This window comes from Brevibacterium sp. Marseille-P9724 (genome assembly GCF_902500275.1).
In the GTDB taxonomy this organism is placed as follows: domain Bacteria; phylum Actinomycetota; class Actinomycetes; order Actinomycetales; family Brevibacteriaceae; genus Brevibacterium.
The window spans coordinates 344,020-363,861 of the sequence record NZ_LR722990.1; the positions used below are offsets into that span (position 1 = coordinate 344,020).

A 19,842-nucleotide genomic window follows, 5' to 3' on the forward strand; every position below is an offset into this window, starting at 1 on the left:
GACGCAGAAACACTGCGACCTGCGCCCGCGTGCCTACTAGGCTGTGTTCATGGTCTCGCTCAATGCTCTTTCACCTTCGCGCGCCAATGACTTCGTGTCGTGCCCGCTGAAGTTCCGCTTCCGCACAATCGACAAGCTGCCAGAACCGCCGAGTGAAGCGGCGTTCAAAGGAACGCTCGTCCACTCTGTTCTCGAGGGGCTTTTTGATCTGCCAGCCGAGGAGAGGACCGCCGCCGCTGCGCGCTCCCTCATAGCGCCCAGCTTCGGGGAGCTTGAAGACAAGAACGCCGCGGAGCTCGCTGAGCTCTTCCCTGACGAACCCTCCCGACTGAAGCTCTTCGCTCAGGCAGGCGAGCTGGTGGACCGCTATTTCACACTCGAACTGCCCGACCGTCTGGAACCGGCCGGACGAGAGCAGTTTGTGCAGGCCAAACTGGACAATGGCCTGCTGCTGCGCGGATTCATCGACAGGATCGATGTGGCCCCGGGAGGCGAAGTGCGGCTTGTCGACTACAAGACCGGCAAAGAGCCCAAACCCCAATACTCCCGGGAAGCGGAGTTCCAGATGCGCTTCTACGGCGTCCTCAAACACCGCACGGACGGCACTTTGGCCCACACACTGCAGCTTATGTACTTAGGCTCCGGAACCATTAAGGCCATGCGGCCGCAGATGACAGACATCGAGCGGACGGAAGACGAAATCCTGCACATCTGGGACGACATCGTGCAGGCGGCCCTGACCGACACCTGGCGGCCGAAAAAATCACCCCTGTGCGGGTGGTGTCATTTCAAGGACATATGCCCAGCCTGGGGAGGCCGGGCGCCGGAAACGCCGGAGATCACTTCGATTGCCGGCAGGTAGCCGCCTTCGCAAAGTCTTCGAGGGACAGGCCCTCCAGGCTGTGAACAATCGACCAGCGGGGGTCGTCTGGAATATCAATGTGGCACGGCACAACGAGAGTGCGGGCCCCTGCGCTTGATGCCGAGAGGGCTCCGTTGAGGGAATCCTCGATCGCTATGCATTCCTGAGCACGCAGGCCCAGAGCCTTCGCACCCACCTCGTAGGGCTCCGGGTGCGGTTTGCCGTGCTCCACCTCGTCTCCGGTGATGACCGCATCGAAGGTGCCTTCGGGCAGGCTGGCGACAACGGCGTCGGCCAAGGGCCGAAACGACATCGTGACCATTGCCGACGGAATGCCGACCCGGCGAAGCTGCCCGAACAGCTCTCGCACACCGGGACGGAACGGCACCCGCTGCTGCACTTGGGCAATGACGTCCTGCGTTAGACGGTTGATGATCTCCAGCGGCTCAAGCGGTACGCCGAGGTCGATGAACACCTGGGCGGACACGCTCAGAGCATTGCCCACGAGCTTCAGCCCCTTTTCTTCAGACCACGGCAGACCGTACTGAGCGGTCAGCCGGTGTTCGGCTTCAATCCAGTACGGTTCGGTGTCGACGATTGTGCCGTCCATATCCCACAGGACTCCAGAGAATTCCATGCCTCAACCCTAAAAGCTGCGTATGGTCTAAGAGCAACGCCCCGGTGAACGCGGCTAGGCTGACGACATGGCATTTCTTCCCAGTCAGGGCGGTCAGGCTGTGGTCATCGGCCTGCAGGGGCCCAACAGCCCCGACGATGCGGCCGCCGTAGTGATCGACGTCCTCAAACATCACATAGACGACGGCCGCCTGGTCGATCTCAGCGTGGCCGAAAGCTACGACCGCGAGAAGCATCCGCCTTTCATCGTCCGCCCCGATGGCAAGCCCGTTGTTGTGTACCCGCACGTCATCGGAATAGAAGGCTCAGTTGAGCGGTCGGACAGGTCGTTGAACATGCTGCTCGTGTCCGGTCCGACTCCCCTCGACATGTGGGAGGAGTTCATCGAAGACCTGCTGGATTCACTGGATCCAGACAGCGATGTCGTCATCTTCTTGGCCTCAGAGCCGGCCGCGGTCCCCCACACGCGCAGCCTGCCCGTGCGGCTGACCTCAGAGGACCCTGGCATCGTGAACTGCCCGGGGGTGCAGCAGCAGGAATACGAGGGAATTGCGAATCTGCAGGACGCGCTTGCCGTTTCTATGGTCGAGGCGGGGATTCCGGCAATCACCCTGACCTGCGCAGTGCCTGACTACGCTGCGCTGTCGCCCTCACCCAAGGCAGGTCTGGCGCTTCTGTCTGCACTCGAAGACGTCATCGGCACCACCTTTGAGCCCGATGATCTGACAGAAGCCGCCAGGGCGTGGTCTGACGGGGTAGACATGATTGCAGAAGCTGACGCCGAACTGGCCAAGCGCATCAAGATGATGGAAGAAGAGTACGACCTCGCCGGTGCGCACGACGGCGAGGACATTGCGCGCGAATTCGAGAAGCTGTTGCGCCGCCGCGAAGAGGACCGTTAAGCGGGAATCACAGTTTGATGCCCAGAAGAGCATCGACTGCAGCGACAACGGCTTGCGTGTTCTCATCAGCGACTGATCCGGTCTGTCGGGCTGCAGCCCAGTCGTCAATCACCGACAGGGCGTTCGGCGTGTCGAGATCGTCTGCAAGCTCACTGCGGATTTCGGCGACGACGTCTGCCGGATCGGAAGAGTTTGCACACTCGGCGGCTGCGCGCCATGTGCCGAGCCGGTTCTCTGCGGCAGACAGGACGCTGCCGCTGTACTCCCAGTCAGACCGGTAGTGGTTGCCGAGAATGGCCAGCCGGATGGCCATGGGGTCAGTTCCCGCTGCGGTGAGCTTCGACACGAGCACCAGGTTTCCCAGGGATTTGCTCATCTTTTCGCCCTCATAGGCGACCATGCCGGTGTGCATGTAGGCGTCGGCAAACGGCGTGCCGGTCAGTGCGATCGCATGAGCAGCACCCATTTCATGGTGCGGGAAGATCAGGTCCGATCCCCCGCCCTGCACGGTCAGCGGATAGCCCGCGTACTTCCCGGCGATGACGGCGCACTCAATGTGCCAGCCGGGACGTCCCGGCCCCAGTTTCCCGCCGGGCCACTGCGGTTCGCCTTCGCGGGCAGAACGCCACAGAAGAGCGTCGAGGGGATCTTCTTTGCCGGGCGTGTCGGGGTCTCCCCCGCGTTCGGGGAAGATCTCCAGCATCTGCTCGCGGCTGTAGTGAGATTCGGAGCCGAACGGCGGTTCGACCTGTGTGCCGATGCGGTAGTACACGTCGCCGTTGTCCAGCGTGTAGGCCGCTCCCTGATCAAGCAGGTCTTCCACTGCTGTCACGACGTCTGGAATCGACTCTACCGCCCCTATGTAGTGCTTAGGCGGTATGACTCTGAGTGCTTCCATATCAGAGAAGAACAGCCGGATCTGACTGTCGGCGAGTTCGCGCCAGTCAACTCCCGTCGCATCGGCGCGCTCCAGAAGGGGATCGTCGATATCCGTGGTGTTCTGGACGTACACAACATCGGCCCCCGCATCAATCCACGTGCGAAGGAGAACGTCGAATGCGACGTATGTGGATGCGTGTCCCAGGTGCGTTGCGTCGTAGGGCGTGATGCCGCACACGTAGAGCCGGGCCTGCCCGTCGTTGAGCAGACCGCTGACAGGTCCGCGGGCCGATGTGCTGTAGACGGTGCTGTCGGCTGGGGCGGGCGGGAGCACTGGGAAGTCGGACAGAGTCGGAACTTCGGGAGCTGACCAAGATTTCACGCCACCCAGCATAGCCGCCTGTCGTCTATATCGGGGGCCAGGGAATCGCAATCTGGTCCTGGGGCATAAACGGCACAGTTCCATGTTGAGCGAGCATTCCCGCCCGCAGCGCCAGTGCCCCGCGCTCATCCGGGGTCAGGTATTCGGCGAGGACATCTGGGACCGAACCGGCAATAGAGTCCAGGGCTGAGCGCATCGAATCCGGCACTGTCACCCCCGAAAAGCCCCACAGGACTGTACGCAGCTTTGGCTGCGTGTGGAATGACAGCCCATTGTCAATTCCGCAGAATCGAGAGTCCGCGTGCGGATCCCACGTGCCGGGCAGAATGTGGCTGCCTTTGCGGTCAGCATTATTGGCCACGGCGTCGAACACGGCCAAGCGCAGCAGCCCATCATCCGGGCTGTGCGCAATGACCACCTGTTCGCCCGTCTCGGTTTCACCGGCTGCAGCGACCAGCCAGCCGTCAGGGACCTCAGAGGGCGGGCAAACAGTCACGGGGAGCTCGTAGTCACTGTCGGAAAGCACATATGCCTGCAGCGACCCCGGGCCCAGCGGGCCGTCATCAAGGAAGACAGTCGGCGGCACCTCGTCAATGCCCAGCAGACGCGCCAAGCGGAAGGCCGCGACTTCTCGTCGCGCCAGCGAACCGGCCGGAAAATCTCGCAGGGGCCGTTCACCCCGAACCGGCTTGTAGATGCCCCGCCGCATAGTCGGCCCGGAGCCAAAATCCCCTTCCAGCAGGCACAGAAAAACTTCGTTCGAGGCGCCGGGCACCTGACCGAGCACCGTCACCTGGGCTTGCGCCAGAGCGGATTCGATCATCGGGGAACCCCGTTGGCACGCGGGCACAGATGACCGCCCGGATCCAGGGGCAGGGAGCAGAACGGGCAGTCGGCGCGACCAGCGTTGACAACCTGGTCGGCGCGACGGGCGAACTCACGGGCAGATTCCGCGGACAGAACAACGCGCAGGACCGGCGCTTCAGCATCATCGTCGTCTGGTCCAAGGTTTATCGCGGAACATTCGATTTCCAGGTGACGGCGGCGGGTGTCCCACCCCAAACTCATTGTGCCCACGCGGAACTCCGGGTCGACCGGCATTTCGAGGTTGGCGTTGTCAGCATCGCCCGGGTCCGGTCCGGCAGGGATCATGTAGCCGTCAGCCGAACGAGACCTGACCATGTCCAGCAGTTCGTTGATTCGCTCGCCGAGAAGCTCGACCTGTTCCTTTTCGAGCGCAACGGTGACAACCCGATCGGCCTCCTTTGCCTGCAGATAGAAAGTGCGGTCCCCCGGCAGGCCGACGGTGCCCACGATGAACCGGTCGGGAGCGGGGAAGAAGTATTCGCTGGGAGCCATAGTCAACAGGGTAGTCGCTCAGCTCACACACGGTTACGATGGAACTATGAGCTCAGAACCGGAAGTCGCCCTCGAAGCCTTCATCGCAGCCATCCGCGAACACTACGCGGCCGCAGTCAAACGGACCTCCGACACCGACGAACGCGTCGAAGCCGCCTACATGGCACTTGCTGACGCGTATGAAGTCTACGAAGACGCACTGTACGTCGCCTATGACGAAGTAACCCCGTTCGAGCTTTTCGACGACATAGAAGATGCCCGCGAAGACGGCACTTTCGACGACGACTTCGACGATTTTGATGACGACGATGACTTCGACGACCCCGACTCTGACGATGACGAAGACGACGACTGAGACTCGGGCGTCGACTGTTGGCAAGCTCTAAGCGATTTGCGGGCGAGTTTCCGCACACTGGTCAGCCTTGTCCGTTAGAGTCCCGTAGGGCCTGCTGAGACCGGCAGGACCGGAAGTCGTTTCGAAGGGATCGCATGGACTGGCTAGTGGCGACCATTTTGGGAATTGTGCAGGGACTCACTGAATTCCTGCCCGTGTCTTCGTCTGCGCATTTGCGGATCGTAGGTGAGCTGCTCATGCCGGGCCGTGAGCCGGGAGCGTTCTTCACCGCCATCATTCAGGTCGGCACAGAACTTGCCGTGCTCGTCTACTTCTGGAATGACATCGTCACGATCATCACCAAGTGGTGCAAAGCGCTTGTCGGCAAACACGATCGGCGCGATCCCGAAGTCCGCCTGGGCTGGCTGATCATCATCGGCTCTATTCCGATCGGAGTTTTGGGACTTCTGTTCGAAGAACAGATCACCTCGACATTCCGGTCGCTGTGGATCGTTGCGACGATGCTCATTGTGTTTGCGATTCTCATCGGCGTGGCTGACGCGGTCGGCAAGCGGGTGAACACTCTGGAAACCATGCACTGGGGCCAGGGACTCGCATTCGGATTTGCGCAGGCGCTGGCCCTTGTGCCCGGTGTTTCACGTTCGGGCGGAACGATCATGGCCGGTCGTTTTATGGGCTTCACCCGGCCTGCCGCGGCACGCTACTCATTCCTGCTGGCTATCCCGGCCGTTATGGCCTCGGGCGCCTACAGCCTGTTCAAGGCGGCAAAGGATCAGATTGAAGGAACGGCGTCCATGACGATCGGCTGGGGGCCGACTCTTCTGGCCACCTTCGTGTCGTTCGTAGTGGGCTATGTCGTGATCGTCGGCTTTCTGAAGTTCGTGCAGACGAAGTCGTTCGCTGTTTTCGTGTGGTACCGGATTGCCCTGGGTCTGCTTCTGTACGTGCTGCTGGGCACGGGAGTCCTCACCGCCGCCTGATTACCAGGCGCCGCCGGGCTTGTTCAGGCCCCTCCCCCAAGTGTTCGCGCCTGTCCTGTCTGCCCCTCGGACGACACGGACATGGCGGTAAGCACGGGAACTCGACCCGAATAGTCGACTGTGGTCAGGGATCCGGGGGCTGCGGCGGTTCGCTGAAAGTGCTGCAGCGGCATGCCCAGGGCATCGGCGACAGCCATTTTGATGATGTCACCGTGGGTTACTACAACTGCCGTGGCGCCGCTTTCGAGAACGCTGAGCTCACTGAGGACAAGCCTGACTCCGCGGCGTGTTCGAAGCCAGGCGTCGTGCTGTGCTTCACCGCCCGGGAAAACCATGTCCTGCGGATTGTTCTGCACGCGATCCCACGCGGGCAGAGTGCGCAGCTCTTCAAGTCGACGGCCAGACCAGTCGCCGTAGTCGACTTCCGAGAACTCTTCCATCACGGCGGCAGTCGGAGCAGCCGAGCCGTGTTTTTCGGCGTAGGCGGACATCAGAAGATCAGCCGTTTCGGCGCATCGTGCTATGTCTGAGACACGCCACAGAGCGACGCCGGAAGGCAGCAGACCAGCCGCGTCGCGCGCCTGCTGGCGGCCTGTCGCCGTCAGCGGATTGGCACCTCGGCGACCGGCGAGGATGCCTGCGAGGTTCGCCTCCGATTGCCCGTGGCGCGCGAAGATGATCTTCACCATAGAATCAGGCTAACGCGATGATACAGCGACGGCCACCCCAGGGAAGGAGCGAAGCCCAGGTGAAGCGAGAAATCGAATACGAAGTGCGCCAGGTGACTTTCCACCCGAAGATTTCGCGCAGCGAATCGTTGCGGGCACTGACCGAAGCGGCCGATACGGGCCGCTGGGAGCTGGCCCGGACAGTAGTCGGAATGGGCGGCCAGAAGACCGTCTGGCTTCGTCGCCGCGTTATGACGGTCGTACGCACCGCATGAGGTCAGGCCCCAATCTCCTCTACATCTTTCCGGCCATTGCGACCGGACTCGCGGTTTCCCTGCAGGGGAAGTACAACGGTGAACTGACCGTCGAAATCGGCCACTGGATCTACAGTGCGGCCGTGTCTTTCGGCGGCGGGCTCGTCCTCATCTCCATTGTCACTGCGATACTCCCCGCCGGGCGGCGAGCCATTGCAACCACTGTCGGGCTTCTGCGCTCAAAGGCCTTTCCCTGGTGGATGTGTCTGGGCGGGCTTGGCGGCACCACGATCGTCATAGCCCAAGGCATCACGGTTCCGGCTTTCGGCGTAGCCGTTTTCACTATGAGCTTCACATCTGGCCAGCTGCTCGGTGCGCTGATCGTAGACAGCACACGGCTGCCCGCCGGCGGGCCGAAGCCGATTACCCTCGGCCGGCTCGTCGGTGTTGCCGTCGTTCTGGTGGGTGTGGCGATTGTGAGCGCCGGAGCATTCACGTCCGGCCTGCAGTGGTGGATTCCTCTGATTCCCTTTGCGTCCGGTGCGCTCACAGGGCTGCAGCACGCTTTCAACGGGAGGCTGTCAGCCGCCTCTGGTTCTGCGCTGGCGGCGACGACGATGAACTTCGTGGTCGGCTTTGCTGCCCTGGCTGTTGGCTGCGCCGTTGTGTTTGCCGCAGGCACTCCCCCGCTGAGGTTTCCGTCTGAACCGCTGCTGTATTCCGGCGGTCTGTTCGGCGTTGCCTTCATCTTGGTGTCCGCGCTCATTGTGCCTCGGCTGGGCGTGCTCATTCTGAGCCTGTCAACGCTGGTGGGCAATATGGGCGGTTCGCTTATCATTGACGCCGTGGCGGGAAGCGAACAGGCATTCACTCCTGCTTCGCTGGTGTCAATTGGGCTGGTGGTGCTCGGGGTTGTGATTGCCACTCTGCCCGGGAAACCCGTTATTGGGGGCCGCCAGGCAGTGCGGTCACACATCGACGTCGGCAGCTGATTGTGCAGCGGATGCCAGTCGCGCCGGTTAGGCGTTGATGAGGAAATCTCCCAGGATCTGCGTGCCGAATTCCAGGGTGTCGGTCGGGACGCGTTCGTCGACGCCGTGGAACATTGCGGGAAAGTCGAGATCCTTCGGCAGGCGAAGCGGGATGAACCCGTAGCCGGTGATCCCCAAGAAGCTCAGAGCTTTGTTGTCGGTGCCTGCTGACAGCGCGTAGGGCAGGACGTGGGCGTCCGGGTCGTAGGCGTGGACGCTGTTCTTCATCTGCTCGACGAGGTCGCCTTCGAAAGGCGTTTCGAGTGAAACGTGCTGAACCACCGGGACGATGTCGACGTCTGGACCAGCGAGTTCTTTCAGCTTCAGCAGAGCGTCTTCTGTGCGTCCGGGAATCGGTCGGCAGTCGACGAGGGCTTCTGCTGAACCGGGAATGACATTGTGCTTGTAGCCCCCGGCAAGTGCAGTCGGGTTTGCGCTTGTGGCAAATGTCGGTCCGACGAACTTCTCCACTGAGCCGAGTTCGGCGAGCAGAGCTGGGAAGTTCTCCTCCGTGTATTCGATTCCGGTGAGTTCCGCCACACCCTTGAGCAGTTCACGGGTTGCCTGAGGAATCTCTACGGGCCATTCGTACCTGCCTATGCGAGAGACAGCTTCGGCCAGCTTCACGATGGGGTTGTCGTCATTGCGCTGCGAGCCGTGGCCTGCGGTTCCCTTGGCTACCAGCTTGAGCCACTGCAGGCCCTTTTCCGCTGTCTGGACCAAGTAGACCCGCTCACCGCGCACATCGACGGAGTAGCCGCCGACTTCCGACACAGCTTCGCTCGCCCCGGCGAACACGTCGGGGTGATTGTCGACCATCCAGCCGGAGCCGAACTTTCCGCCTGCTTCCTCATCGGCAAAGAACACCACGAGGATGTCGCGGTCAGGAACAATGTTCTCGCGCATCATCTGGCGCACGACGGCAACGATCATGGCGCAGCCGTTCTTCATGTCCACGGCACCGCGGCCCCACAGCAGTCCGTCTTTGACCTCGCCGCCGAAAGGATCGACGCTCCATTCGGATGCATCTGCTGGAACGACGTCGGTGTGGCCGTGCATGACAAGTGCAGGCCTGTCCGGGTTCTTGCCCTTGATGCGGGCAACCAGGTTGGCTCGCCCGGGTGCCGATTCGTAGATCTCAGAGTCAAGCCCGACTTCTCTGAACTTCTGGGCGATGTAGTCAGCGGCAGGCCTTTCGGGGTTGGCCTTGCCTTCACCCCAGTTCTGAGTGTCAATCCGGATAAGCTCCGAGCAGATCTGAACAACTTCGGACTGAGCGGCAGAGAAGTCGATGTTCAAGGGTCACTCCTGTCTTTCAGTAGCCTGTGCTTCTTTCGCGGCGGACCAGCTGCCGAAGAACTTGCGCAGCGCCGGTCCAGAAGGCCGGTGTGCTCCCAGGGCGTTCTGGTGAGCCACCCACTCACCGTACGCGCGGAAGGACTGGTCGGACTGAGAATCTGCAATAAAGTCCGTCACAGACTGCACGTACTCTTCTCGGCTGAACCGGGTGGGCCCAGGAGCTTTGCCCCGGGTGGAAATGGGAATGCCGAGGCTGCGCATGGCAGTGTTCCACTGTTGGCCGCCGAGCTGAGCGCGCACGGTTTGGCTGGTGGGCGGCCACAGACGAACGCCTGCACTGCCGGCGCGGACAAGACGCGAAACAAACTGGCGACGCGATTTGTCGTAGGCAACCGCACTGAGCGGTTTGGCCGCATCAGAGCCTATGTGCTGTTGGGCTGCGGCGATGAGCCCTTCAATCTCGCTGATCTTCTCTGAGGGTGTGCCCTGCTGGGCGAAGCGCTCGAGGAGCACACGGCGGATCTCTGGGCTGAGAATACGGGCGCCGTGGTCGACAGGCAGTTTGTGGATGCGGCCGTATGTCGCCAATACCGCTGCCGTTGTCAGCTCTGATTCGAGATGCGCTTCTGCCATGCGTTCTCCGTTCATCCCAGCGCTCTTTCAGCTGATATAAGGCCAAGCGTACCGCGAGGAGCAAGAGCCGCGCGCAATTCAGCCGTGTAAAGCACAAGGCCCGGAACCGAGGTTCCGGGCCTTGTCTGACTGTGCGCGAGGGGGTGTCTGGTTTCAGGACATCGTTCACCCCTGCCGCTGGGAATTGGGTTGCGGATGTCTCATGACATAGTTCCGGTGATGTGTCGGGTCATCGTTCACGTCTACATTCAGACTGCCGACACCCTTTAGCCGGGTTCTGCGCCTTAGCAACAGCTTCTAACGGGAGTTTCGGCTGCTCAAAGGAGTCTCCCTGCGGCTCAAGCGTGGATGTGGTGTTAACGGGTGTGGGGACGCGGAATAGTCAGCCATCCAGCAGCCGCGCTGGCAAGAGACAGCCCGCAGGTTTCAGTGGGTTCTGCAGATTAGGGCACATATAGAGGCGATCCGTGATGGACTTGCCTCCATATGTGCCCTAATCTGCACATCCCGCAGCTTGGGGATGCAGGACCTACAGCGGGGAACGATGACCCGACACATCAGCCGCCCCACACACAAAAAATCCCGGAACATCGAGTGAACGATGTCCCGGGACTTCACACTGTGCGCGGAGGGGGACTTGAACCCCCACGACCGTATAAGTGGCCACTAGCACCTCAAGCTAGCGCGTCTACCAATTCCGCCACCCGCGCTGGGCAACAGATGACACTTTACACGCTGGTCAGGCGATTGCAAAATCATCTGTGCACCACCCGTTCTGCGAGGCTCCTACACGCCCAGCGGACGGATCCGGGAAATGACGTGGGGCGCTCCGTCGGTCTTTCGGGTGACAGCCGTCGTAACGCCGTCACCGGCTTGTGCCAGGCTGAATTCCACAGTGCTCGGCAGCAGGACCGGCTTGGCGAACTGGATCTCCCACACACAGGACTCACGCTCGACATCTGTCGAATTGAGCGCCCGCGAAGCCGTGTACATTCCGTGGGCAATGCGCCGCGGAAACCCGAAGGCCTTTGCTGCGACTGCGCTCAAATGAATCGGATTGCGGTCGCCGGACACAGCGGCGTAGCTGCCGCCGACTGCAGGGTCGAGCTTCCACTGTGCTGTTGGCCGTCCTTCCGCGTGCCATTCGATCCGCGGAACCGCTTCGCCTTCTGCCGCGCCGATAAGCTCCGCACCCTTAGCCAGGTAGACCGAGGTTTCTTCGAAAACCAAGGCTCCACCTCGGCGACCGATCACGTGAATATCGACCACAGCACCCTTGGTGTGTAGGCGAGGAGTTGAAACAGACGTTTCTACCTCGAGTTCGTCATCCACCCATACGGGTGTCAGCAGTTCAAAGCGGTTGTAGACGTGGACCATGCCGAGCACCGGCAGCGGGAACGCCTTGTCGGCCATGAGCTCGAGCGAAGGCAGGAAGCCCAGCGTGTGCAGATAGGCGGGACTGACGCGGTTGCCCACAGTTCCCGAGGTGACGCGCTGGAAGCGCGCCCACGCCGACGGATCAATACGGTGCGTTTGCGTCACGGATCTTGCGGGCGCGGATGCTGCCCTCGGTCCGCGGCGCAGTGCTGTAAGAGCCGCTTTCACATAGATGGAAGCGCTCATCACGCACCCACCATATTCTGCCCGCACACCCGCAGGGTCTGCCCATTGATGCCGCCGGCCGCGGGGCTTGCAAGGAACGCGATGGCCTCTGCGACATCGACCGGCAGACCGCCCTGCTGGAGGCTGGACAGGCGCCTGGCAACCTGGCGGGTCAGGAACGGCATAGCCGCGGTCATATCGGTTTCAATGAAGCCGGGTGCCACCGCGTTGATGCTGCCGCCGCGAGCAGCAAACTCGTCAGCACAGGCAGCTGCCATTCCGATGACACCGGCCTTGGAGGCAGAGTAGTTCGTCTGGCCGCGGTTGCCCGCAATACCCGATGTCGAGGCGAGGCTCACCACGTGCGGTTCGTTCCCCCACGCATCGGCCAGCTGGGAGTTGATGCGCAGCTGTGATTCGAGGTTCACCGCAAGCACCGCCTCCCACTGCTGCTGATTCATATTGGCCAGCAGCTTGTCGCGGGTGATGCCGGCGTTGTGCACGAGGATATCGACGGCAGCGCCCACATCCTCGGCAAGACGGGCGCCTGCGTCTTCTGCAGTGACGTCGAGAGCGCACGCGCGTCCGCCGATCGAGTTCATGGTTTTCGCGAGAGCATCGCCAGCTGGCGGGACGTCAACGCCGACTACGTGTGCTCCGTCGCGGGCAAGGGTCTTCGCAATCGCTGCGCCGATACCGCGGGCGGCACCCGTAACGACAGCAGTCTTCCCTGCTAGGGGGCCGTCGTCCCCAGTCGCTGCGAACTGTTCAGCGCCAATCGGTGTGCCTGCTGTCGAGTTCACGCGTAGGAACTGGCCGGACACATAGGCCGACTTCGAGGACAGGAGGAACCACAGGGCGCCCCGGACGCTCGGTGCGTCGAGGTCCACGCCGTCCAGCTGGATGCCGTTTGTCGTTGAGCCGCGCAACATTTCATGTGCCAGTGAGCGCGTGATGCCTTCAACTGCTTTGCGTGCCGAATTGAGTTCAGCAGACACACTGCTGCCCGGTGCGTGGCCAATTGTGACGATCCGGGCACAGGCGCTCATGCGCTTCAACGCCGCACCAAGCCCCAGGGAGATCTCTGCGAGGTCCGCGGGCGCTTTGATCTGGGTGTAGTCGGCAATGATTCCGCTGTATCGGTAGGCGGGGTCAAAGCTGCGGTGCACGCTGAAGCTGTTCTCCTTGAGCATGTCAGCCAACTGGTCTGCTGCACTGCCCGTGCCGACCACCAGAATCGGCTCTTTCAGATAAGCCGAACCGCTTGCAAAGCGCCGCAGCTTCACCGGTGCCGGCAGTCCGAGTTTCTTGATGATGCCTGCCAGCGGGCCGTTTGCAATGTTGATGTACTTATCAGCCATGTCATGCCTCCACAATTGCTGTGAGTCCCTGACCACCGGCCGCGCAGATGGAAATGAGAGCGCGTTTGCCGCCGGTTTCCTTAAGGTGCTTGGCTGCCGAGGCGACGATCCGCCCGCCCGTTGCCGCGAAGGGGTGACCGGCGGCCAGCGATGATCCATTCGGGTTGATCTTGCTGCGTTCGATCGCACCGAGAGGGGCGTCCAAGCCCAGGCGCTCACGGCAGAACTCTTCCGATTCCCACGCCGCGAGGTGACACAGAACGGTCGATGCGAACGCCTCGTGGATTTCAAAGAAGTCGAAGTCGGCGAAGGTGAGGCCATTGCGAGCCAGCAGGCGCGGCACCGCGTAGGCGGGAGCCATGAGCATGCCCTCATTGCCGGTGACGAAGTCAACAGCCGCAACCTCGGCGTCCTTCAGGTACGCAAGCGGCTCGAAACCGTGCTGCTGAGCCCAATCCGGGCTGGACAGCAGGACTGAAGAAGCGCCGTCGGTCAGCGGTGTCGAATTGCCCGCGGTCATGGTTGCAGGCGCATCTAGCCCGTGACCGAAAACCGTGCCGAGGCGTGCAAGGGCTTCCGGGGTTGAATCGGGTCGAAGGTTGCCGTCGACAGTCAAGCCAAGGTACGGGGTGACCAGGTCGTCAAAGAATCCGCGGTCCCACGCGGCTGCAAGATTCCGGTGTGAGGCCGCGGCAAGCGCGTCCTGATCCTCACGGCTGATGGCCCAATCAGCGGTGGTGCGGGCCTGGTGTTCACCCATCGACAGTCCGGTGCGCGGTTCGGTGTTGCTCGGAGGTGACGGTGCGAGGTCGGCTGGCCGAATGCCCGCCAGAGCTTTGAGGCGCGCTGGCAGAGTGCGGGCGCGGGAAGCCTCCAGCAGCGCCCGTCGAAGGCCTTCACTGACTGCAATGGGGGCGTCCGAGGCGGAGTCGACTCCTGACGCGATGCCGGCTTCGATCTGGCCGACTTTGATCTTCTGCGCAACCGAGACGACGGATTCGAGTCCTGTTGCGCACGCCTGCCCGAGGTCGAAAGCCGGAGTCTGCGGTGCGAGAGCCGAACCGAGAACAGCTTCGCGCGTGATGTTGAGATCGCGGGAGTGGCGGAGAACAGCACCGCCGGCGACAGCGCCGAGCGTGGTGCCGGCAAGGCCGAATCGTGCGGTAAGCCCGTCGAGAGCCGCGGTGAGCATGTCCTGCACGGAAGCTTCGGCGTATTCACGGTTGGCGCGGGCAAAAGGTATGCGGTTGCCGCCGAGAATGGCGGCTGGAGTCTGTGACACGGGAACCTCCTGAAGAGTTATCTGATACGAACAGTACTTGATACTGTGGCCGTATGGAACCGCAAAGACGCGATGGTCGCGCAGCACGATGGGACGCCCACCGCGCTCGCAGGCGCGCTGACCTGCTGCGCTCGGTGCGCAAGGCCGTCGACGCGCACGGCGATCTGTCAATGGATGAAATCGCCGCCGAAATCGGCACTTCCAAGACCGTCGTCTACCGCTACTTCGGTGACCGCACGGGTCTGCGCCGGGCTATGGGCGAATGGGCGCTCAAGCGCATCGAGCGCAGCCTCGACACCGGCGGGCAGGGCGCACCCAAAGATGAACTGCGAGACATGATCTTCGCCTTCGCACAATTTGCCGCAGGATCGCCGAATGTCTACCGATTCTGTGAAATCGCAGTCAGTCCAGACAGCCCGTTCATGAAGGGCATTGCCGAACTCATCGCCGCGCGCCTGCGCTTGAAGGGACCTGACGGATTGGCGTGGTCATACGGAGCACTGGGATTCATCCACTCTGCTGCACAGCACTGGCTGGCCCAAACACCGGTTGATGATCGCCCCGCTGACGACATTCCCTCCCATGAACATCTTGCCGCCACCCTGACCGACTGGCTGTACGCATCAGCCGCCACCCTCCCAGGAGAATCATGAGCCGCAAAGACCATCTGACGCTCGACGTCGACGTCCTGTCCTCCCTGCTTGACGGCACCCGCGCAGAATCCCGCGCTGCCGGTCGTGAATTCGCCGGAGGCGACGGCCTCCTGCTCGATGACAGCTGGACGCTGTCACAGAAGCGCGAGGCAACCCGCGAGAGCCTGCAGAAGCTCATCGATACGGGAATTGCGCGCTCTCCCCTGCCGAAGCGGCTTGGCGGGGACAACCGACACGACCAGCACATCACGATGTTCGAAGAGATTGTCACCGTCAGCCCGTCACTGCAGATCAAAGCCGGTGTGCAGATCGGCCTGTTCGCGGGCGCCATTCATCACCTGGGCAACGAGCAACAGCACGATGCGTGGCTGCTCGACGCGATCGAAGGGCGCCTTCTGGGCTCTTTCGCTATGACGGAAATCGGCCACGGCTCTGATGTTGCCGCTGTCGCCACAACTGCCGAGTACGATCCGCAGACACGCGAGTTCGTGATCAACACGCCGTTCCGCGCGGCGTACAAGGAGTACATCGGCAACGCGGCCTGTCACGCGCGTGCAGCGGTCGTGTTCGCCCGCCTCATCACCGCCGGTGTTGATCACGGCGTGCACGCACTGTTCGTTCCCGTCCGCGATGAATCCGGCAATCCCCTGCCCGGCGTCATAATCGAAGACGACGGGCACAAGGGCGGCCTGGCCGGTGTCGACAACGGCCGCTTTGCCTTCGATAACGTACGAGTTCCCCGCACCAACCTGCTCGACCGCTACGGGGCCGTCTCCGAAGACGGCGAGTACAGCTCCCCCATCGAATCACCCGGCAGGCGCTTCTTCACTATGCTCGGCACTCTTGTGCAGGGCCGCGTATCGCTTGTGGGCGCTTCCAACGCGGCGGCAAAACTGGCCGCCGACATCGCCGTGCGCTACGCACTGGCCAGGCGCCAGTTCCAAGCACCGGGTGCCGCAGAAGAATCTACGCTGCTGTCCTACCGTCGCCACCAGCACCGACTCATGCCGATGCTTGCGAAGATCTGGGCCAATCAAGCTGCATACGACCGGCTTCTGGACCGTTTCGACGCTGTGTTCTCCGGCCGAGAAGACACCGAAGAAGCCCGGGCAGAACTCGAAACCCTGGCCGCGGGACTGAAGGCCACAACCACCTGGGAAGCCCTTGACATCATCCAGGAAGCGCGCGAAGCGTGCGGCGGTGCAGGCTTCATGGCCGAAAACCGGCTGGTGGGACTGCGCCACGACCTCGACGTGTACGCCACGTTCGAAGGCGACAACACTGTCCTCCTGCAGCTGGTGGGCAAACGCCTGCTGACCGACTACGCGAGCGAAATGCGCGACCTCGACGTCGGCGGCATTGCCCGCTATCTCGGCAGCTACGCCGCGGAGCGAACACTGTTCCGCTCCGGCATTGCCAGTGTCAGCTCAACCATTGGCGACATCTTCACTCCCGCAATGAACGAAAAGCGCATCCGCTCCGGCCGCCTGCAGGAAGCCCTGCTGGCCTCGCGGGCAGAAGTCACGCTGACTGAGCTCGCCGCCAATCTCCGACCGGCGAAGAAGATGAGCTCAGCCGATGCCGCGGAGCTGTTCAACGATCACCAGAACGACCTCATTGAAACGGCGCGGGCCTACATCGAGCTGTACAAGTGGCGTGCACTCAACGACCTCATGCACTCCGTCGACACCGAAGACAATCCAGCAGAAGCGAAGTTCCTGCGGCGCCTGCGTGACCTCTACGGTCTCGAACTCATCAATGCGCACGCCGGATGGCACATCGCCAACGGGCGCCTGTCCATGACACGCGCCCGGCAGGTTGAGCCGACCATCAACCGTCTGGTGCGCAAACTCGCCGCCAACGCCGCCGAGGCAGCAGCGGCGTTCGGCTACGGCCCCGAACACCGCCGCTGCCCGATAGCCGACGGCGCAGAAGAACACCGCCAGCAGGAAGCGCAGGACTACTACGCCGAGCTCAAGCGCAGCGGGAACATGCCGCGGGATGAAAAGGACATCTACCGCCGCAGGCAGCAGAGAGAAGCCCAGCTGAGAGCCAAAGCCGCGGACAGCTGATCTGAACCGCAGCGGCGCCTGCGAAAACGCGGCTGCGCTGCCTGCACCTCGTCAGTCGAGGAAGCGCGACACGTAGGCGCCCACTGCGCGGGCTTCCGTGAGGAAGCCGTCGTGACCGACTTCCGTGGGAATCTCGGCGTACTCTACCTCGCCCGGCAGGTTGTCGGCAATGAGCTTCACCTGCTGCGGCGGGTAGAGTCTGTCTGTCGACAGCGACAGAATCAGCGCCGATCCCGTATAGCGCGACAGCGCCTGGTCAAGAGTGTCCGCGCGTCCGCGACGCACGTCGTGATCGCGCAGGGCTTCAGTCAGGAGAATATACGCCTGCGCGTCAAAGCGGCCCACGAGTTTGTCCCCGTGGTAGTCCAGATAGGACTGCACAGCGTAATAGGGTTCGTCAGCCCTGTGCTGCAGACTGCGGCCGAAGCGCGAATTGAGCTCGACATCGCTGCGATACGTCAAGTGCGCAATCTGGCGGGCCAGACCCAAGCCCTTTTCGGGTACAGAACCCAGTGCGGCATAGTCACCGCCCGCGTAGTCAGGGTCCATCGTGATGGCGGCAACCTGCGCGTGCGCCCAGGCAATCTGGTCCGCCTCGGAATACGCGGGGGCGGCCAGAACCGTCAGCCGCTGCACACGCTCAGGCGCTTCAAGAGCCAATTCCAAAGCCCTCGCCCCGCCCATCGAACCGCCAATCGCCGCATACAGGCTCTCAATGCCCAAATGGTCCAGCAGGAGCAGCTCCAGACGAGCCATATCGCGGATGGTGACCCGTGGAAAGCGCCCACCGTAGGGCAGACCGTCCGGTGCGGTCGACAGCGGTCCGGTAGTGCCGGTGCACCCGCCCAGAGCATTGGTGCAGATGACGAAGAAGCGGTTGGTGTCAATCGGCCGACCCGGACCGACAAGCTCTTCCCACCACCCGGGCGCGGCGCCGGCCGCATGGGCATCCATGCGGCCGGACGTCACGTGAGAGTCACCGGTGAGGGCGTGTTCGACAATCACCGCATTCGTCTTCTCGGCATTGAGCGTGCCGAATGTTTCATATGCGACGCTGACGTGCTCGAGAGTTCCCGACTCAAGGGTGAAGTCGTCGATCTCGAATACTCTGTTCACACTGGTGACTGTCATAGTGGATCAGCCGCGGGCCGCGGCGAAGCCCTTCTCGAGGTCGGCGAGGATGTCGTCGATGCCCTCAATGCCCACCGACAGGCGGACAAACGCGGGATTGACTCCGGCTGCAAGCTGCTCTTCTTCGCTCAGCTGGGCGTGAGTTGTCGAAGCCGGGTGGATGACGAGCGAACGGACATCGCCGATATTTGCCACGTGGCTGTGCAGTTCGAGTGCTTCGACGAACTTCACCGCTGCGTCGTAGCCGCCTGCGATGTTGAAGCCGAGAACCGATCCGACGCCCTTGGGCAGGTACTTCTTGCCCGTTTCGTACCACGGGGAGGACTCCAGTCCCGCGTAGGCGACCGATTCGACGTCGTCGCGAGCTTCGAGCCATTCGGCGACCCGGGTGGCGTTTTCAACGTGGCGCTCCATGCGCAGCGACAGGGTTTCGATTCCCTGCTGCAGGAGGAACGCGTTGAACGGCGATGCCGAATTGCCGAGGTCGCGCAACAGCTGCACGCGGATCTTCAGTCCGTAGGACACATTCGCGCCGAACGGCGAGTCAGCGCCGAGGTCACGGGCGAAGACCAGGCCGTTGTAGGAGTCATCCGGTTCGTTGAAGCCGGGGAACTTCTCCGGGTTCTTGCCGTAGTCAAAGTTGCCGGAGTCGACGATGACACCTGCGATCGAAGTGCCGTGCCCGCCGAGGAATTTGGTGGCCGAGTGCACGACGACATCAGCACCGTGCTCGATGGGACGCAGCAGGTACGGGGTTGCCAGGGTGCTGTCGACGATGAGCGGCACGCCGGCTTCGTGTGCGACGTCGGAAACGGCGCGGATGTCGAGCACGTCCGAACGGGGGTTCGAAATGGTTTCGCCGAAGAACGCCTTGGTGTTGGGCTTCACGGCGCGCTTCCACGCTTCGATGTCGCTGGGGTCATCAACGAAGGTCGTTTCGATGCCGAGCTTGCGCAGAGTCACGTTGAGCAGGTTGTAGGTGCCGCCGTAGAGGCTGGGGCTGGACACGATGTGGTCGCCGGCTTCGACGATGTTGATGAGCGAAAGAAACTCTGCCGACTGACCCGAGGAAACGAGAACCGCGTGGACGCCGCCTTCGAGGCTGGCGATCCGGTTTTCGACTGCTTCAACCGTCGGGTTGGTCAGGCGGCTGTAGATGGGGCCCAGTTCCGCGAGGGCGAAGCGGTCGGCCGCGGTCTTCGTCGAGTCGAAGACGAACGAGGTGGACTGGTAGATGGGCAGGGCGCGTGCGCCGGTCTGGCTGTCCACTACCTGGCCGGCGTGGATCTGGCGGGTTTCAAAAGCCTGTTCGGCCATGGGGTTCTCCTCGGCGAAATCGTGTGTCCCAGTTGGGTTCGGTCTGGTCGTGTCTGGGCTGTCAAAGCTCACGCTAGGTTCGTGTGCGCCCCTGCTGCCGCGGTCTCGTCATGTCTGTGTCACGGCTTGTCATATTCGGTCACACACTCGTCGGTTCGCGTCATGAAGCAGATATGAACGGCAG

The 19,842-nt window shown here is 62.3% G+C and carries 20 protein-coding genes and 1 tRNA gene; 8 read left to right on the plus strand and 13 right to left on the minus strand.

Features of this window, described 5'->3' with window-relative positions; genetic code table 11:
- Positions 1-49 precede the first annotated feature (49 nt).
- Complete coding sequence (locus GC119_RS01670; protein ID WP_151952285.1) at positions 50-862, plus strand: RecB family exonuclease; 813 nt, start codon at positions 50-52, stop codon at positions 860-862.
- Here GC119_RS01670 and GC119_RS01675 read toward each other — a convergent pair.
- On the minus strand, positions 840-1,499 hold the full coding sequence (locus GC119_RS01675) for an HAD family hydrolase (RefSeq protein ID WP_226829170.1): 660 nt from the start codon (positions 1,497-1,499) through the stop codon (positions 840-842). The genes GC119_RS01670 and GC119_RS01675 overlap by 23 nt on opposite strands.
- A 67-nt stretch (positions 1,500-1,566) precedes the next feature.
- Between GC119_RS01675 and GC119_RS01680 the strand changes: the two genes are divergently transcribed.
- Positions 1,567-2,400 (plus strand): PAC2 family protein, encoded by an 834-nt coding sequence (locus tag GC119_RS01680; RefSeq protein WP_070572741.1) that lies wholly within the window; start codon positions 1,567-1,569, stop codon positions 2,398-2,400.
- A gap of 7 nt (positions 2,401-2,407) precedes the next feature.
- On the opposite strand, the gene mshC is transcribed toward GC119_RS01680, so the two are convergent.
- Genes mshC through GC119_RS01695 form a run of 3 tightly spaced genes read right to left on the minus strand, consistent with a single transcriptional unit; the run spans position 2,408 to position 5,020 of the window.
- A complete protein-coding gene (gene mshC, locus GC119_RS01685; RefSeq protein WP_070573020.1) occupies positions 2,408-3,661 on the minus strand; it encodes a cysteine--1-D-myo-inosityl 2-amino-2-deoxy-alpha-D-glucopyranoside ligase in 1,254 nt (417 codons plus the stop codon).
- Between the two features lie 25 nt (positions 3,662-3,686).
- Positions 3,687-4,484 carry an SCO1664 family protein gene (locus GC119_RS01690; protein ID WP_151952286.1) on the minus strand — a complete coding sequence of 266 codons (798 nt, stop codon included), beginning with the start codon at positions 4,482-4,484 and terminating at the stop codon, positions 3,687-3,689.
- On the minus strand, positions 4,481-5,020 hold the full coding sequence (locus GC119_RS01695) for a DUF3090 domain-containing protein (RefSeq protein WP_070572738.1): 540 nt from the start codon (positions 5,018-5,020) through the stop codon (positions 4,481-4,483). The genes GC119_RS01690 and GC119_RS01695 overlap by 4 nt, the downstream gene beginning before the upstream one ends.
- Positions 5,021-5,066: 46 nt before the next feature.
- On the opposite strand from GC119_RS01695, the gene GC119_RS01700 reads away from it, so the two are divergent.
- Both GC119_RS01700 and GC119_RS01705 read left to right on the plus strand, forming a co-directional pair.
- Positions 5,067-5,375, plus strand: coding sequence for a hypothetical protein (locus GC119_RS01700; RefSeq protein ID WP_151952287.1), 309 nt, complete (start codon positions 5,067-5,069; stop codon positions 5,373-5,375).
- Between the two features lie 134 nt (positions 5,376-5,509).
- Positions 5,510-6,355: an undecaprenyl-diphosphate phosphatase gene (locus tag GC119_RS01705; protein WP_070572734.1), complete on the plus strand. Its 846-nt coding sequence runs from the start codon at positions 5,510-5,512 to the stop codon at positions 6,353-6,355.
- Between the two features lie 23 nt (positions 6,356-6,378).
- On the opposite strand, the gene GC119_RS01710 is transcribed toward GC119_RS01705, so the two are convergent.
- Positions 6,379-7,044: a histidine phosphatase family protein gene (locus GC119_RS01710; RefSeq protein ID WP_151952288.1), complete on the minus strand. Its 666-nt coding sequence runs from the start codon at positions 7,042-7,044 to the stop codon at positions 6,379-6,381.
- A 59-nt stretch (positions 7,045-7,103) separates the two neighbouring features.
- Here GC119_RS01710 and GC119_RS01715 point away from each other — a divergent pair, with 59 nt between their 5' ends.
- The gene (locus tag GC119_RS01715; RefSeq protein WP_070572731.1) at positions 7,104-7,298 is read left to right on the plus strand and encodes a DUF5703 family protein; all 195 of its coding nucleotides are present in this window, start codon (positions 7,104-7,106) and stop codon (positions 7,296-7,298) included.
- Positions 7,295-8,269: a DMT family transporter gene (locus tag GC119_RS01720; RefSeq protein WP_151952289.1), complete on the plus strand. Its 975-nt coding sequence runs from the start codon at positions 7,295-7,297 to the stop codon at positions 8,267-8,269. The genes GC119_RS01715 and GC119_RS01720 overlap by 4 nt, the downstream gene beginning before the upstream one ends.
- A gap of 27 nt (positions 8,270-8,296) precedes the next feature.
- Here GC119_RS01720 and GC119_RS01725 read toward each other — a convergent pair whose 3' ends face one another.
- From GC119_RS01725 to GC119_RS01750, 6 genes are all read right to left on the minus strand, one after another.
- Positions 8,297-9,607 carry a M20/M25/M40 family metallo-hydrolase gene (locus GC119_RS01725; protein WP_083304036.1) on the minus strand — a complete coding sequence of 437 codons (1,311 nt, stop codon included), beginning with the start codon at positions 9,605-9,607 and terminating at the stop codon, positions 8,297-8,299.
- A 3-nt stretch (positions 9,608-9,610) separates the two neighbouring features.
- Complete coding sequence (locus GC119_RS01730) at positions 9,611-10,240, minus strand: hypothetical protein (RefSeq protein WP_141750123.1); 630 nt, start codon at positions 10,238-10,240, stop codon at positions 9,611-9,613.
- Between the two features lie 622 nt (positions 10,241-10,862).
- Positions 10,863-10,950: transfer RNA gene (locus GC119_RS01735), tRNA-Leu, on the minus strand.
- Between the two features lie 76 nt (positions 10,951-11,026).
- Positions 11,027-11,863, minus strand: coding sequence for a MaoC/PaaZ C-terminal domain-containing protein (locus tag GC119_RS01740; RefSeq protein WP_151952290.1), 837 nt, complete (start codon positions 11,861-11,863; stop codon positions 11,027-11,029).
- Entirely contained in the window at positions 11,863-13,203 is a 1,341-nt protein-coding gene (locus tag GC119_RS01745; protein WP_070572723.1) for a 3-oxoacyl-ACP reductase, read from the minus strand. The genes GC119_RS01740 and GC119_RS01745 overlap by 1 nt, the downstream gene beginning before the upstream one ends.
- Before the next feature lies 1 nt (position 13,204).
- Entirely contained in the window at positions 13,205-14,485 is a 1,281-nt protein-coding gene (locus GC119_RS01750; RefSeq protein ID WP_151952291.1) for an acetyl-CoA C-acetyltransferase, read from the minus strand.
- A 53-nt stretch (positions 14,486-14,538) separates the two neighbouring features.
- On the opposite strand from GC119_RS01750, the gene GC119_RS01755 reads away from it, so the two are divergent.
- Entirely contained in the window at positions 14,539-15,138 is a 600-nt protein-coding gene (locus GC119_RS01755) for a TetR/AcrR family transcriptional regulator (RefSeq protein ID WP_070572719.1), read from the plus strand.
- Entirely contained in the window at positions 15,135-17,210 is a 2,076-nt protein-coding gene (locus tag GC119_RS01760) for an acyl-CoA dehydrogenase family protein (RefSeq protein ID WP_151952292.1), read from the plus strand. The genes GC119_RS01755 and GC119_RS01760 overlap by 4 nt, the downstream gene beginning before the upstream one ends.
- A gap of 51 nt (positions 17,211-17,261) precedes the next feature.
- Here the strand turns inward: GC119_RS01760 and metX are convergent, their stop codons facing one another.
- Positions 17,262-18,326 carry a homoserine O-acetyltransferase MetX gene (gene metX, locus GC119_RS01765; protein WP_226829172.1) on the minus strand — a complete coding sequence of 355 codons (1,065 nt, stop codon included), beginning with the start codon at positions 18,324-18,326 and terminating at the stop codon, positions 17,262-17,264.
- A gap of 21 nt (positions 18,327-18,347) precedes the next feature.
- Positions 18,348-19,730, minus strand: coding sequence for a bifunctional o-acetylhomoserine/o-acetylserine sulfhydrylase (locus tag GC119_RS01770; protein WP_264291069.1), 1,383 nt, complete (start codon positions 19,728-19,730; stop codon positions 18,348-18,350).
- Between the last annotated feature and the right edge of the window lie 112 nt (positions 19,731-19,842).

Bases quoted from the DNA above. Each gene is read 5' to 3' on its own strand.
- GC119_RS01745 (WP_070572723.1), bottom strand. From the start codon at position 13,203: ATGGCTGATAAGTACATCAACATTGCAAACGGCCCGCTGGCAGGCATC.
- GC119_RS01740 (WP_151952290.1), bottom strand. From the start codon at position 11,863: ATGAGCGCTTCCATCTATGTGAAAGCGGCTCTTACAGCACTGCGCCGC.
- GC119_RS01705 (WP_070572734.1), top strand. From the start codon at position 5,510: ATGGACTGGCTAGTGGCGACCATTTTGGGAATTGTGCAGGGACTCACT.
- GC119_RS01710 (WP_151952288.1), bottom strand. From the start codon at position 7,044: ATGGTGAAGATCATCTTCGCGCGCCACGGGCAATCGGAGGCGAACCTC.
- GC119_RS01690 (WP_151952286.1), bottom strand. From the start codon at position 4,484: ATGATCGAATCCGCTCTGGCGCAAGCCCAGGTGACGGTGCTCGGTCAG.
- GC119_RS01670 (WP_151952285.1), top strand. From the start codon at position 50: ATGGTCTCGCTCAATGCTCTTTCACCTTCGCGCGCCAATGACTTCGTG.
- GC119_RS01730 (WP_141750123.1), bottom strand. From the start codon at position 10,240: ATGGCAGAAGCGCATCTCGAATCAGAGCTGACAACGGCAGCGGTATTG.
- GC119_RS01760 (WP_151952292.1), top strand. From the start codon at position 15,135: ATGAGCCGCAAAGACCATCTGACGCTCGACGTCGACGTCCTGTCCTCC.
- GC119_RS01755 (WP_070572719.1), top strand. From the start codon at position 14,539: ATGGAACCGCAAAGACGCGATGGTCGCGCAGCACGATGGGACGCCCAC.
- GC119_RS01720 (WP_151952289.1), top strand. From the start codon at position 7,295: ATGAGGTCAGGCCCCAATCTCCTCTACATCTTTCCGGCCATTGCGACC.
- GC119_RS01675 (WP_226829170.1), bottom strand. From the start codon at position 1,499: ATGGAATTCTCTGGAGTCCTGTGGGATATGGACGGCACAATCGTCGAC.
- GC119_RS01700 (WP_151952287.1), top strand. From the start codon at position 5,067: ATGAGCTCAGAACCGGAAGTCGCCCTCGAAGCCTTCATCGCAGCCATC.
- GC119_RS01695 (WP_070572738.1), bottom strand. From the start codon at position 5,020: ATGGCTCCCAGCGAATACTTCTTCCCCGCTCCCGACCGGTTCATCGTG.
- GC119_RS01680 (WP_070572741.1), top strand. From the start codon at position 1,567: ATGGCATTTCTTCCCAGTCAGGGCGGTCAGGCTGTGGTCATCGGCCTG.